The sequence below is a fragment of the Kitasatospora sp. MBT66 genome, from assembly GCF_000710405.2.
Classification (GTDB): domain Bacteria; phylum Actinomycetota; class Actinomycetes; order Streptomycetales; family Streptomycetaceae; genus Kitasatospora; species Kitasatospora purpeofusca.
The window spans coordinates 88,734-102,752 of record NZ_JAIY01000021.1; the positions used below are offsets into that span (position 1 = coordinate 88,734).

Consider the following 14,019-nt stretch of genomic DNA (forward strand, 5'->3'; position numbering starts at 1 on the left):
CGCCGCCGGTGGCGCCGCCCTCGCCTCGGCCAACGCCCGCAAGGCCGCCAATGCCGCCGCCTCCGACCGGGGCAGGGCCGCCGAAGCCCGCCAGCGGGCCGAAGAGGCCCGCAACGCGGCAAAGGATGCCCAGCGCGCCGCAGAGGCCGCCAACCATGCGGGCGTTGCCTCCGAGGCGGCGGGCGACGCGTCGGACGCGGCCAAGAGCGCCAGCGCCAACGCCAACGCGGCCGCCGGGTCCGCCGAGAAGGCCGGCCGCCTGGCGAACGCCGCGGGCGCCAGTTCCAAGCGCGCCCAGGCCGCCGCTGACCAGGCCCGCCGCCAGGCCAAGGAGGCCGACCGGGCCGCGAACGCGTCCACCGCGCTGGCACGCCAGGCGGCCCAGGCCGCTTACCAGGCCCGCGACGCCGCCCGGTCCGCCGCCACCCACGCCCAGAACGCCGCCACGGCCGCCGACCAGGCGGCCGAACACGCCGGCGAATCCGCGACGTCGGCCGCCGAGGCCACCCGCCAGGCCGAAACGGCACGCGCCGCCGCGGCGACGGCGACCGCAGCGGTGACTGCGGCGAGCAACGTTTACGAGCTCGCCCGCAGGACCGAGTCGGAGGAGCTCGCCGCCGCTACCGCGGCGGCCGTCGCGGAAGCCCGGGTCCTGAAGGCGGCGGAGGACGAGGCCACCGGCGAAATCGGCACCTTCCTGGCCGACTGGAAAGCCCAGGACCAGGAAGCCGCCGACCTGGCGGCCGAGGCTGCCCGCCCCGACGCGGACCCCAAGGCACTGGCGGCCAAGGGCCGCAAAGCCGCCCTCCGGACGGTGAAGACCGGCGGTCCCTGGAGCCAGGAGGCCGCAACGCCCGCCCTGTCCGGCACGGACGCGGCTGTCGTGGAATGGCTGCGCACCGGACGGCACAAGGCCGAGCTGGACGACATGCGCCAGGCCGTGCGGGAGATCGCCGAGGACAGCCCGGACGAGGCCGTGCGCACCGCCGCCACCGCCGCGCTGACGGGCGACGCCCAGCGGGTCGAGGCCTTCTTCACCACAGGGCAGTACGAGGCCGCGGTCGCCGACAACCGTGTCCGCGTCTACCAACTGATCGCCACCGGCAGCACCAGCGTGAAGGAAGCCGGGGAGAAGGCTCTGCGGGACGGTTCATCGAAGGCCGTTGCCGCCTTCCTGATGACGGGCCAGTACACCGCCCGCCAGATCGACGAACGTGTCCAGGCCACCCAACTCCTCGCCGCCGGAGGCCCGGAGCTCCAGGCCGCGGCCACGTTCGCGCTCGCCGGGACACCCGAGTCCGTCACGGCCTTCCTGCAGACCGGCCGGTACACGGCCGACCGCAAGGACCAGCTCGCCGCCACCCATGCCGCACAGATGGCCCACCTGATCGCCGGGGCCGCCCGGACCGCGGCCACAGCCCAGCAGGACGCCTGGGAAGCGACCGAAGCCGCGGCCGTCGCGAACAACGCGGCCGCCGAGGCCGAGACCGCCCGCAATCAGGCCAGCTCCTACGCGGCCCAGGCCGGCCGGTACGCTGCGGATGCGAGGACCTCCGCCCAGAACGCCGAAGCCTCCGCCACCCGCGCCGGCCAGTCCGCCGCCACCGCCCGAAACGCCTCCCAGGCCGCCGCACGCGACGCCGGCAAGGCCGTCGCCTCGGCCGGCCGCGCCCGCGTGTCTGCCGAGCAGGCCCGCTGGTCCGCCATGTCCGCCCGCAAGGCCGCGAACGACGCCTTCGCTTCCGCGCACGCGGCAGGAAAGGACGCCGACGCTGCTCAGCAGGCCGCGGACGACGCCTGGACCGTCGCTGTCGAGAAGGCGATTCAGGAACGCCGGGGCGACCTGGCTTCCGAAGAGACAGGCCTCCAGTTCGATGCCGCACAGATCGAGGGGGACCTGAAGAAGGAACTGGAAGCGCTGATCCAGGAAGAGATCAACAAGGCTGAGTACGAGTACTGGCGCGCCAAGAACCCGCCCTGCCCCAACCAGATTGGACAGTGGGGAGAGGGGGCCCTGCAGTGCATGCTCCTTCGGAATCGCGTTCATATCGGGCTCCAGCAGAACGGTCTTCTGAAGTTCCTCGGTGATCTCTCGTTCTTCTTCGACGGGGTCTATGACAAGGCGCAGCTCTTCAAGATGGTCATGAAGAGCATCCTCGGCGTGGACAGTGCCGAGGAATGCATCAAGCAGCGGAGCGCCGCTGCCTGCGCGGAACTCGCGATCGGCTTCTTCCCTGCGGGGAAGGCGGCGCGTCTCGCCAGGCTCGGAAGGGAGGCCAAGAATGTCGAGGAGGCCGCCCGGGCGTCACGAATCCGGCGAATACTGGCAGAATGCCCGCTTCCGAACAGCTTCCCTGCCGGCACCCTCATCCTCATGGCCGACGGAACCACCCGCCCGATCGAGCGGATCCGCATCGGCGACCAGGTATGGGCGACCGACCCCGAAACAGGAGAATCCGGCGGACGCCGCGTCGAGGCGACCACCCTCACACCCGACGATCGCGACTTCACCGACCTCAGCATTACCTCCGAGATCGGCGCAACCGGCACCATTACCTCCACCGATCATCACCCCTTCTGGGCCGAGAATCAACGAGCCTGGCGCGACGCCGCCGATCTCACCGCCGACGACACCCTCCTCGCCGATACCGGTCGGCCTCTGGACATCACCGCGACCAGGCACTGGACAACCCGCCAGCCCGCCTACAACCTCACCGTCGCCACCATCCACACGTACTATGTACTCGCCGGGACTGTGCCAGTTCTGGTTCACAATGACGGTGGTGCTCCTTCCGGAGTCTGGACCATCGACCCCGGGCGCTCGACTAAGATCATGCGCGGCGGGCCGTTCGGAGTCAATTACTATCAGCAAGCCCCGGATGCGCTTGGTGATGTTTATTGGTGGAGTCCGGACAAGGGGGATCACGGTAAGTCCGCATGGAAGGTATTCCGCGAGACATCGACCGGGCTTGAATGGGTTGCGGATGCTGGTGTGGATGGCACCTTCATCGAGAAGAAGTTCAAGGGGAGGATCGGGAGGTTCATTTCCTGGAAGAACCTGTCGACCGTGAAGGGATGCTGATGTGATCGAAAGTGCGGATGAATTCGTCCGACTGCGACTCGGTGGGGACGGCGCCGATTATCAGCGAATCAAGCGGGACGAGGCGCCGCTGGAGGTCTGGCTCGAAATCGCAAGAGATTACCCGGACATGCGTTTCTGGGTCGCCTTCAACCGCACAGTTCCGGCAGAGGTATTGCGACTCCTCGGCCAGGACGATGATTGGCGAGTGAGGGCAAGGATTGCGAGCAGGAGAGATGCCCCCAGGGATGTCCTGGAAATCCTTTCCAGCGATACTCACGATGCTGTCGCTTCATCAGTCGCCGGAAATCCTGAAACCCCTGATGATGCCCTCGCGAGATTGACTGGACATCACTGGGGTCAGGTTCGGGACAAGGCCGCTCAACAACTCGAGGTGCGCACGCGGGAGTAGGGTGTGATCGGTCGAGGCAGCCCCGTTGGATTGGTTTCCGATGGGGCTGCTTGCGTGTCTGACGGCAGTGGTTGACGGCACCGTCAGTGGATCGGCGCTGCACGGAGTGGGTGGTTCGCCGCCGTTGTCGGACTCGGAACTGCCGTCTGTGGGGCCGCGCACGGCGATGCTCATGGTGTCGACGGCCTCGCACGACTTCCGTGGTTGGGAGGTCGAGCGGGCTTGGGTCGACAACCACCTGGTCGTGGCAGCGACGTTCGGCCCGGTTGGTCATGTGTCTGGACCGGCCCCTGCGGTCCGGGTGGTTCCCCGGGGACTGGCCATGGTGAGGTCGGCGGTGATCACCGCACCGTTCTCGGCGGCGGACACCTGTTGCCCATTGCCGAGTGGGCGCGCCGGAGACGTGAGTCGAGCTGGAGGGCCGATGTTCAAATGTCTGATGTTTGTATAGAGTCCTTCCATGAACCGCATCAGCGCACCGCGGCGGACGGCGAGCCTGTCCGCGCAGCTCGTGGAGAGCCTCCGTTCGCACATCGAGGCGGGGGGCTGGCCGGTCGGCACCCGGATCCCTCCGGAGCAGGCCCTCGTCGAGGAGCTCGGGGTCGGACGCAGCACCCTGCGGGAGGCGATCGGTGCGCTGGTGCACCTCGGCCTGCTGGAGCCCAGGGCCGGTGACGGCACCTACGTGCGCTCCGCCAGCGAGCTGCAGTCGGTCATGGTGCGGCGGGCGGGCTCCGCGAAGCGGGACGACGTGCTGGAACTGCGGACCGTGCTGGAGGAGTACGCCTCGGGCGCCGCGGCCCTGCGCCGCAGTGAGGAGCAGGTGCGGGAACTGCGGGAGCTGCTGGGCGACGCGGAGACGGCCGCCGTCGGGGAGGACGCGTCCGCGGCCGCGGGCGTCGACGCGCTGTTCCACCGGTCCGTGGTCCGGGCGAGTGGGAACAGCCTGCTGATAGAGGTGTACGACCACCTCGGCACGGCGCTCGCCCTGCATCCGGGCGGCCCGTCCTGGGACGCGGCCCACGCCCGGGAGCACGCGGACCTGCACGGGCGGCTCGTCGACGCGATCGAGGCCCACGACGCGGGCGGCGCCCGCGTGGCCGCGGCCGCGATCGTCCGGCTCACCCGCGACCACGAGGCCACCGGTGAACGCCCGGCCGAGGAGCGCTGAGCCCGCGGTCGACCCACGCCGGCCCTCCTCCTGGTCCGGGCGCCCCGCCCCGACACGTTCTCTCGGCCGCAAAGGAGTTCACCCTTGTCCCGCTCCCAACTCTCCGCCGACGAACTCGACGCACGCACCGACCGACGCAGCGCCCGCCTGTTCGCGACCGACGCCCAGTTCCGCGCCTCGGCACCCCTGGACGCCGTCACCGAGGCGATCCGGCGCCCCGGCCTGCCGCTCGCCGACCTGGTGGCGACCGTGCTGGAGGCCTACGCCGACCGCCCCGCTCTGGGCGAGCGCGCCACCGAGCCGGTCACCGATCCGGAGACGGGTCGCACCACGCTGCGCCGCTCACAGCGGTTCGACACGCTCACCTACGGCGAGCTCCGGGATCGGGTGGACGCGGTCGCCTCGGACTGGCGGCACCACCGCGAACACCCGCTGGGCACCGGTGACTTCGTCGCCCTCCTCGGGCCCACGAGTGCCGAGTACACCGTGGCCGACCTGGCGTGCGTCCGCTCGGGCGCGGTGTCCGTGCCCCTGCAGTCCGGTGCTCCGGCGGCGCACCTGGCCCCCGTCGTCGAGCAGGTGGGACCGCGCCTTCTTGTGGTGGACGTCGACCAGTTGGACGTCGCGCTGGAGATCGCGGCGAACGCCCCCTCGCTGGGCAGGATCGTCGTCATCGGCCACCGGCCCGAAGTCACCGTCCACCAGGAGGAGTTCGAGTCCGCACGGGCCCGGCTGGCGGCGCAGGGCCGGGGCGCGTCCCTGGACACGCTCGCGACGACCGTCGAGCGGGGAAGGGCGCTGCCGTTGCTCCCCAGGGTGCCCGACGGCTCGGCGCCCGACACGCTGAGCACGCTGATCCACACCTCGGGAAGCACCGGGAGCCCCAAGGGGGCCGTGTACACCGAGCGTCTGGTCCGGCAATTCTGGGTCGACTTCGTGCCCGGCCGGCCGGTGCGGCCCGCCATCGTGCTCAACTACCTGCCGTTGAGCCACATGATGGGACGGGGTGTGCTGTACGGGACGCTCGCCAACGGGGGCCTCGCCTGCTTCACGGCGTCCGGTGATCTGTCGACGCTCCTGGAGGACCTCTCGCTGGTCCGTCCGACCGAGTTCGTCATGGTCCCCCGTATCTGCGACATGCTCCTCCAGTACTACCGGGCGGAGTTGTCCCGCCGGACCGGCACGGCCGAGGACGCGGAGGACAGGGAGAGCACGGAGGACACGGCGGACGCGGACGAGCCGGCGGCAGCGCAGCAGTTGGCCGAGGAACTCCGTGAGGAGCTGCGGGAGCAGGTCATGGGCGGCCGGCTCCTGTGGGCCGTCAGCGCGTCGGCCCCGCCCAGCGCCGGGACGACGGCCTTCGTCGAGGACTGCTTCCAGGTCAGGCTGATCGACGGCTACGGGTCGACGGAGGGCGGGGTCGTCCTCCTCGACGGCCGGGTGCAGCGCCCGCCGGTGACCGACCACAAGCTGGTCGACGTACCCGAGCTGGGGTACTTCGCCACCGACTCGCCGTTCCCCAGGGGCGAACTGCTGATCAGGTCCGACCGGCTCGTCCCCGGGTACTTCCGGCGCCCGGACGCCACCCGCGAGATCTTCGACGAGGACGGCTTCTACCGCACGGGCGACATCATGGCCCGCGTCGGTCCCGACGAACTGAGGTACGTCGAGCGCCGCTCCAACGTCCTCAAGCTGTCGCAGGGCGAATTCGTCGCCGTCTCCCGCCTGGAGGCGCTCTTCGGCGGCGGTCCGGCCGTCCGGCAGATCTTCCTGTACGGCAGCGGCGCCCGCGCCCACCTGCTCGCGGTGGTCGTGCCGACGCAGGAGGCGCTCGACCGCGTCGGCGGGGATGCCCGGCGCCTCGGGCCGGTCCTGCGGGAGTCCCTGCGGAGGACCGCCGTCGGGGCGGAACTTAACCCCTACGAGATCCCCCGGGACCTCCTCGTCGAGACCGAGCCGTTCACCGAGGAGAACGGGCTGCTCTCCGGGGTGCGCAAGCTGCTGCGGCCGGCCCTGACGAAGCGCTACGGCGAGCGCCTCGAAGCGCTGTACACCGAGTTGTCCGACCGCGAGACCGAGGCCGTCCGCACGCTGCGCCGCTTCCGCGCCGACCGGCCGGTGCCGGAGACGGTGGTCCGGGCGGCCCAGGCGCTCCTGGGACTGGAGGACGGTGCTGTGGAGCCCGGCACCCGCTTCCTCGAACTCGGCGGTGACAGCCTCTCGGCGCTGTCGTTCTCCCGGCTCATGACGGAGACCTTCGACGTCGACGTCCCGGTCGATGTGGTTCTCAGCCCGGTCAGCTCGCTCCAGGGGGTGGCCGACCACATCGAGCGGGCGCTCGCGACGGAACCGCTCGCGGCGGAACACCCCCGGCCCACGGCGGAGGGCGTGCACGGCCCGGACCGGACGCGACTCGACGCCGCCCGGTTGCGGTTGGACGCCTTCCTCGACGCGCGGACCGTCGAGCGGGCCGGAAGGCTGAAGCCGGACGGTCCGCTGCCCGAGGCCCGGACCGTCCTCCTGACCGGCGCCAACGGCTACCTGGGCCGGTTCCTGTGCCTCGAGTGGCTGGAGCGCGCGGCGAGGCGCGGCGGCACGCTGGTCTGCGTGGTCCGCGGCTCCTCCTCCGAGGCGGCCCGGGCACGGCTCGACGCGGCCTTCGACAGCGGCGACGCGGAACTCCTGGAACGCTACCGTGCGTCCGCCGCCCGACACCTCCAGGTGGTCGCCGGTGACGTCGGGCAACCGCGCCTGGGACTCGACGAGGAGACCTGGCAGCACCTGGCCGACACCGTGGACCTGATCGTCCACCCGGCGGCACTGGTCAACCACGTTCTGTCCTACGACCAGCTGTTCGGCCCCAACGTTCTCGGAACGGCCGAACTGATCAGGCTCGCGGTCACCTCCCGGATCAAGCAGTTCAACTACCTGTCCACGGTCACCGTCGTCCTCGGGAACGCGGCGGCCGCCGACGAGACCGCGGACATCCGCACCACCTCGCCGACCCGCGATCTCGACGGCGACCGCTACGCCGACGGGTACGCGGCCAGCAAATGGGCCGGCGAGGTGCTGCTGCGAGAGGCGCACGAGACGTTCGGCCTGCCGGTCGCCGTCTTCCGCTCGAACCTGATCCTCGCGCACCCGCACTACCGCGGCCAGCTCAACATCCCGGACGTCTTCACCCGCCTCCTGCTGAGCCTGCTCGCGACGGGCCTCGCACCCGCGACCTTCTACGCCCGGGGCACCGGCGACGGCCGGGGACACTTCGACGCACTCCCGGTGGACTTCACCGCGCGCGCCGTGACGGCCCTCGGTGACGACGCACGAGAGAGCCACCGGACCTACAACGTCGTCAACCCGCACGAGGACGGCATCTCCCTCGACACGGTCGTCGACTGGCTGGTCGCCGCCGGACACCCCCTGGCACGGGTCCAGGAGCACACCGAGTGGACCGAGCGTTTCGGGACCGCCCTGCGCGCCCTGCCCGACGGCCTCAAGCAGCACTCGCTGCTCCCGCTGCTGCACGCCTTCGCCGAACCGCTGGAGCTGCTCGCCGGATCCGCCCTGCCGGCCGACCGCTTCCGCACCGCGGTCCGGGCCGCTGCCCTCGACCCGGAGAACGACATCCCCTGCCTGTCACCCGACCTGATCACCAAGTACGCGGCCGACCTCCGGGCACACCGCCTGATCTGACTGCACCACGGGACGGCCGCCAGGTCCGACGGCATCCGGGAGCGTTCCGGACGATTCCACGCCCGTCGGCAGCGGACACTCCGTCCCGCACACACGTCCCGGCTCCCACACCCTCCTCGTCGGCCGACCCCGCACGTGAAGTGGAGGCCGGCGCCGGCCTCCGTGCTGCTCCGGACAGTGGGAACTCCTGCCGCGGCCGGCATATTGCCAGTGCCTGCGGATGCCCAGCCGTGGCAGGATGACCACATGTTGATCCGAAAGGGCGATGCCGCGTAGGCGTCCCAAGGCCGTCCGTGCAGAGCGGTGGCGGCCACGACAGCAGTACCCGGTCCTGAGGGTCCCCGGTGTCTCCGCGCGGACTCGTGCAGCGATCCGCCGGGTCGAGGACCAGGAGCTGTGGCCCAACGCGGTCGCCAAGGCGATCTCGTGTTTCGAGTGGGCCTTTTCGCAGCCCGGGCGCTACCTGGACGCCTCCGCGTTCGATTCGCCGGGGGTGGGAGACGCCCGTGACGACCTGGAGTGGGCGATGCTGTACCTTCCCCCCGGAGCCGAACAGGACTTGGGACGATTGATCGCGCGTATCGATGAGGAATTCGAGCGCCGCACCCTGCCGGAGCCCAACTGCAGTCAGTGGGCGACGCACTGGTGGTGGACCAGAGTGCGTGAACGCTGACGGTGTCCGGGGTGCCGGCGGCCGGTCCCCGCCCGTCCCGTGCTCAGCCGGCCTCGCCGCGGTGCTCGGCCAGCAGCGCGTTCAGCCGCTCCACCTCACGGTCCAGCAGGACGTGCTTGTCGTCGACGTAGGGAAGGTGGACCTTGCGGCCGTCGGCACGAAACGCGTAGGTGAGGAACTTGGGTGCGCCCTTGGCGTGCGCGTTCGGGTTGGGGGCCTTGCCGAACCGCGCGATCTCGGCCCAGCGCAGCCGGCGGCGGCGCACGATCCCGCGGACGGTGATCCCCTCGGCGGTGATCAGCGTGCCGGCCCGGAAGACGCCGACGACCACCAGCAGGCAGAAGCCGATCACCAGCAGCGAGCCGATCGCCTTGGTGGACGGCGCGAACTCCTTGTCCTTCCAGATCGGCAGCATCGCCCCGAAGGACAGCAGCAGGATGGTGAACGCGAGCCCCCCGACCCGCGACGTCGCCACCCGGTACTCGTGCGGAACTCTCAGTTGCCCGTCGCTCATCCGGACCGCCCCTCGATCGTCTCCACCGGTCGGCCGTCATCGTCGGCGACCGGTCGGACTCGCAGTGTAGGGGCGGGAGTTGCTCATCGACAGGCAAATGACGGACAGTCGGTCGGCCGCTCGGCCGGGCGAGGTGCACTGCTGCGCCTCACCCGCCGGGGCCGCCACACGCCGCCGACGCAGCCGCCGGCCCCGGGGCGCTCAGGAGGTGACCAGCTCCAGGTGGGGCCGGAAGGCGGCGTTCTCCCGGCTGTTCAGGTTGACCGCCAGCCCGACCGCGCCGAGCGGCTGCGAGACCGTGAGGGTCACCGTGCCGCCGGTGGTGACGGCGGCGGTGACGTCCAGGCCGACCCAGTCCGCGGCGGTGGAGATCCGGCCCGTGCCGAGCGCCGTGGTCGGCGCGGGGGAGCGGTTCCAGGTCACCGCGGTCTCCGTCCAGCTGTCCGCGGTGGTGGCGAAGGCCTGGAGCGAGGTCTCGCTGCCGCCGGAGTCGGCCACGGCGCCCCGCACCCAGAGCACCGCCCGGCGGACCGTGCCGCTCACCCCCGAGGTGTCGAAGGCCAGCAGTGCCCGCCGGCTGAAGCCGCTGGCGGTCGAGTCGGTGTTCTTCACGGTCAGCGTGGTCGCCGTCCCGTAGTTGGTGTCGCCGTACGTGCCGTCCCGGACGTAGGCGTCCTGGGTGGGCGCCAGCCGGGTCGCGGTGGCCGGTGCGGGCGCGGTGCCGGTGGCGCGCAGGGTCACGGTGCGGCTGGCGCCCTGGGTGCCGCCCAGCTCGACCAGCAGGGTCACCGAGCTGCCGGTGGCGAGGACGGTGACGCCCGGGGCCGGATCGGCCGTCCGGTAGCCCGGCCGGGCGATGGTGACCTGGACGGTGGAGGCGGTCCGCCCCGGGTCCGCCACCGCGACGGTCATGGTGCCGCCCGACTCGCGGACCAGTACCGAGGCCGGCGCCGACACGGTGATCGGACCGGCGGTGCCGGCGGTGAAGAAGTTGGCGGCCGTGACGCCCGAGGCACTGTCGGAAACCGCTTGCACGGTGGCGGAGTTGGCCAGCACGGTGACGGTCGGCGCGGCCGAGCGGGCCTCCGCCGCCGCGGCGTCCGCGCCCGGCATCAGCAGATAGGAGTAGACGGCGGCGGTGGGGTCGGTGCCGTGGTCGAACCAGAGCGTCAGGTAGCGGCGGGTCAGAGCCTCGGTGGTGCCGCCGCCGTTGATGTCGTGCCAGCTGCCGGTGCGGGCCTCGCGCAACGCGTCGACCGTCGCGCCGCCGGGGAAGAGGTACGCGCCGAATCCGGAGATCGCCGCCCAGCGGGCCCCGGTGAAGCGCCGCGACCAGCCGAGGGTGGTCGGCTGCGCGGTGCCGTCCACGGTGAGGGCGTGCTGGCCGGTCGCGCCGAGGTTGCGGTTGTCGACCACGGTCTCCACCGGTACGCCGTCCGCGCAGCCGATCCCCGCACCCAGGCAGACGATCGAATCGTCCAGCAGGAACCAGGACTTGACGCCGCTCAGGGTCGAGGAGAGGCCGCGCACGGCCTGCCCGGCGGCCGCGTACGTGCCGTCGCAGGCGCCGCCCGCCCAGGTGTTGTCCGGGCGGGCCGCTCCCCAGGCGCCGCCCGCCGCGTCGGCGAGCGGCTTGGTGGAGACGGTGGTTCCCGGCAGCCGGTAGGGGTTCACGGTCGGCCAGAAGGCGTCCGAGTACTGGCCGTTCCCGAAGGTCGAACCCCACCAGGAGAGCAGGCCGTTGTTGGTGTGCCAGCCGCGCGGGTTCTCGCCGTTGCCGGTCTCGTAGAAGGTGGTGCGGGCCGAGCACATGGCCAGCGAGGCCGCCCAACCGGCGCGGCGGACGACCGCCCGGTCCATCGCGAAGACCCGGGCGCCGGCCGGCTCGGCGGCCGGGGCGGTGGCGGAGTCGTTCACCAGCGCCTGGGCGCGGGCGAGTTCGGGGATGTCCACGGCGGCGTCGGTGAGGTACGGGCGGTACTGGTCGCGGGCGATCCAGCCCTTGACCGACGCCCGCCAGGCCGCCGACTGCGCGGCCGGCGCCGCACCCGAGTCGGCGAGCCGCAGGATGTGCCCGATGATCGTGTGCCCGCGGCCGTGGTCGTCCTGCTGCAGGCGCAGCGGGTCGGCGCTCTGCAGGCCCCGGCTGGTCGCCCGGCCGCTCACCGAGTCCATCACCAGGCCGTTGTAGAGGAACGGCGCGTACGCGGAGTCCACCGCGTCGAACACGGTCTGCCGCTGCGGGTCGGTCACCGCCCAGGCCGAGCCGGCGAGCAGTCCGAACAGCTTGCTCAGCCCGCCGAGCAGCACCTCGCCGTACGAGCCGGTGTACGGCACCCAGGTGTGCTGCACGAACGAGCCGTCCGGGTAGAGGCCGTCGCCGGTCAGCACGTACGGGAAGACGGGGGAGAGTGCGGAGGAGGCCAGGGCCAGCTTGGCGGAGCTCCGGCCGAGCACCCCGCGCAGCGCCAGGACGCGGCAGAGGTCGACCCGGTTCGCGCCGGTGGAGGTGCCGGTGTAGGCGGCGACCTTCGAGTCGGGGACCGAACGGTCCACCGCCGCGCAGTAGTTGGCGATCCGGGTCGCGCCGAGCAGCGGCTGGACGAGGACGCAGGTGTCGAGCAGCGCCTGCGGGGTGCCGATCTGCCAGTCCCACCAGTTGTTGTAGTTGCTGGCGGTGGGGGTGTAGGCGATCGCGTGCAGGTGGTCGAGGCCGGTGGTGACGGCGGTGGCGAGCGTCGCGTCCGCGGTCGAACCGGTGCCCGGCTGGGCCCAGGCCAGCGCCATGGTGCGCAGCCGCAGGTAGCTGGAGGTGATGTTGGCGGACACGGTGCCGAGCGGCAGGTCCGGCCAGAGGGAGCCGGCGGTCGGTGCCATCGCCGCCTGCTGGGTCCGGGCGCGGTCGCCGAGGGCGGTGAGGGCGGTGGCGAACGGCTGGGCGGCCGGGTCGAAGCCGGTGCCGGTGAGCAGCGCCTGCCAGCGGAGGCGGAGCGTGTCGAACGCGTCGGCGGCGTGGGCCGCCTGCACGCCGAGGGCGGACCAGGTGCCCGCGGCGGCGAGGCCGACGGCGGACGCCTGGAGAAGTCGGCGACGGGAGAGCGGGAGGTGTGCGGGGGAGTGCGGCTCGGGGATCAAGGGGGGCTCCTTGCCGGGTGCGACCGTGCGACTGTGCGGCGCACGGCCGCCGGAGAGCCGTGGGGGGCGCGGCGACACCCGGGCGGCGCCGCACGCTCCGGGCGTTGCGACGGTAAGCGCTTTCCGGTGCGGGCGTCAATGACTGGTGCAGACCTCTGCCCACCCGTCACCGGGAACGACGGCATCGTGGCCGCCTTACCCTCTTCCTCGGTCAGGGGCGGGCGGTCCGCAGCAGGCGGACGGCCGTGGTCACCACGAGCACGACCGCGGTGACCACGGCGAGCGCGGCGTACAGGCGTGCCGCGCCGAGCCCGTCCGCCGTGGCCACGCGTACGCCGCTGAAGCTGCCGACCGCCTCGCCGAGCCCGGTCGCGAGGGCGGCGAGGGAGAAGTGGGCGGCATGGTGCTGGGCGGGGCCGGCGGAGCCGACGAGGACGTCGAGGGCGGGCATCAGCAGCATCTCGGCGAAGGTGACCAGGACGACGCCGGCGAACAGCCATGCGACTGACCGTCCCGTGCCGAGGCAGGCGAACGCCGCGGCGAAGCAGCCGAATCCGACGGCGCACAGGGTCCTCGGCCGCACCTCCAGGCGGCCGGCGAGCAGCGTCACCGGCAGTTGCAGGGCGATGATCAGGACTCCGTTGACGAGGAACACCGTCCCGAGGGAACCCCCCACGCCGAGTACCTCCTTCGCGTACAGCGGGAGTGTCGCGAAGAGCTGGGTGTACAGGACGAAGCCGAGGGCGGTGAGGGCGAGCGGGATCCGCAGCCCCGGCTCCCGCAGGACGGCTCGCCACCGCACCCGCGGGGTATCGGCGGCCGTCGCGCCGGATTCCCCGGGTGGGCGTGCCAGCAGGACGAGGCCGAGCGCCACCGCGTGCACGCAGGCCGCGGCGGCGCAGAAGGCGGCGGTGCCGAAACGCTGTTGGAGGGCGACGCCGCCCAGCGGACCCAGCGCCATGCCGAGGTTGACGGCCACGGCCTGGGAGGCGAAGCCCCTCGCCCGGCGCCGGTCCGGCGCGGCGGCGGCGACGAGTTTCAGGGCCATGGCGTTCATGCCGAACCCCAGTCCGAGCACCGGCAGCACGGCCGCCAGGACGACCGCGTGGCCGTCGGTCGCGGCGAGCGCGCCGAACGCGAGGGCGCCGAGGCCCAGCGCGGCGGTGATCGCGGTGCGCGGGCGGAGCCTGCTCAGGGCGGGCCCCGCCACGATCCGCATGAGGCGCAGGCTGACCACCGCCTCCGTCACCAGGGCCGCCACCGTGCCGGCGCTGTGGTGCCGCTGGGTCAGGTGCAGCGGCAGCACGGTGAGCAGGGCCCAGACGGCGCAGCAGGCCAGCGT

The 14,019-nt window shown here is 72.1% G+C and carries 7 protein-coding genes; 4 read left to right on the forward strand and 3 right to left on the reverse strand.

Going from position 1 to position 14,019, the window contains the following annotated elements:
* The 4 genes from BI06_RS54965 to car form a co-directional block, all read left to right on the forward strand.
* Window positions 1–3,082 (forward strand): polymorphic toxin-type HINT domain-containing protein (locus BI06_RS54965; protein WP_082559085.1); only part of this gene is annotated, 3,082 nt, incomplete at its 5' end.
* 1 nt (window position 3,083) lies between these two features.
* Window positions 3,084–3,491 carry a hypothetical protein gene (locus tag BI06_RS50045; protein ID WP_149030664.1) on the forward strand — a complete coding sequence of 136 codons (408 nt, stop codon included), beginning with the start codon at window positions 3,084–3,086 and terminating at the stop codon, window positions 3,489–3,491.
* Window positions 3,492–3,951: 460 nt separating this feature from the next.
* Window positions 3,952–4,662 (forward strand): FadR/GntR family transcriptional regulator, encoded by a 711-nt coding sequence (locus BI06_RS42885; RefSeq protein WP_043477827.1) that lies wholly within the window; start codon window positions 3,952–3,954, stop codon window positions 4,660–4,662.
* 84 nt (window positions 4,663–4,746) lie between these two features.
* Window positions 4,747–8,355 (forward strand): carboxylic acid reductase, encoded by a 3,609-nt coding sequence (gene car / locus BI06_RS42890; RefSeq protein ID WP_043477830.1) that lies wholly within the window; start codon window positions 4,747–4,749, stop codon window positions 8,353–8,355.
* Window positions 8,356–9,071: 716 nt separating this feature from the next.
* On the opposite strand, the gene BI06_RS42900 is transcribed toward car, so the two are convergent.
* The 3 genes from BI06_RS42900 to BI06_RS42910 all read right to left on the reverse strand — a co-directional run.
* Window positions 9,072–9,542 (reverse strand): PH domain-containing protein, encoded by a 471-nt coding sequence (locus BI06_RS42900; protein ID WP_078880068.1) that lies wholly within the window; start codon window positions 9,540–9,542, stop codon window positions 9,072–9,074.
* A 201-nt stretch (window positions 9,543–9,743) separates the two neighbouring features.
* Window positions 9,744–12,677, reverse strand: a complete 2,934-nt coding sequence (locus BI06_RS42905) for a polysaccharide lyase family 8 super-sandwich domain-containing protein (protein WP_063795145.1) — start codon at window positions 12,675–12,677, stop codon at window positions 9,744–9,746.
* A gap of 211 nt (window positions 12,678–12,888) precedes the next feature.
* The coding region (locus BI06_RS42910) for an MFS transporter (protein ID WP_043477833.1) at window positions 12,889–14,019 on the reverse strand (1,131 nt) is incomplete at its 5' end.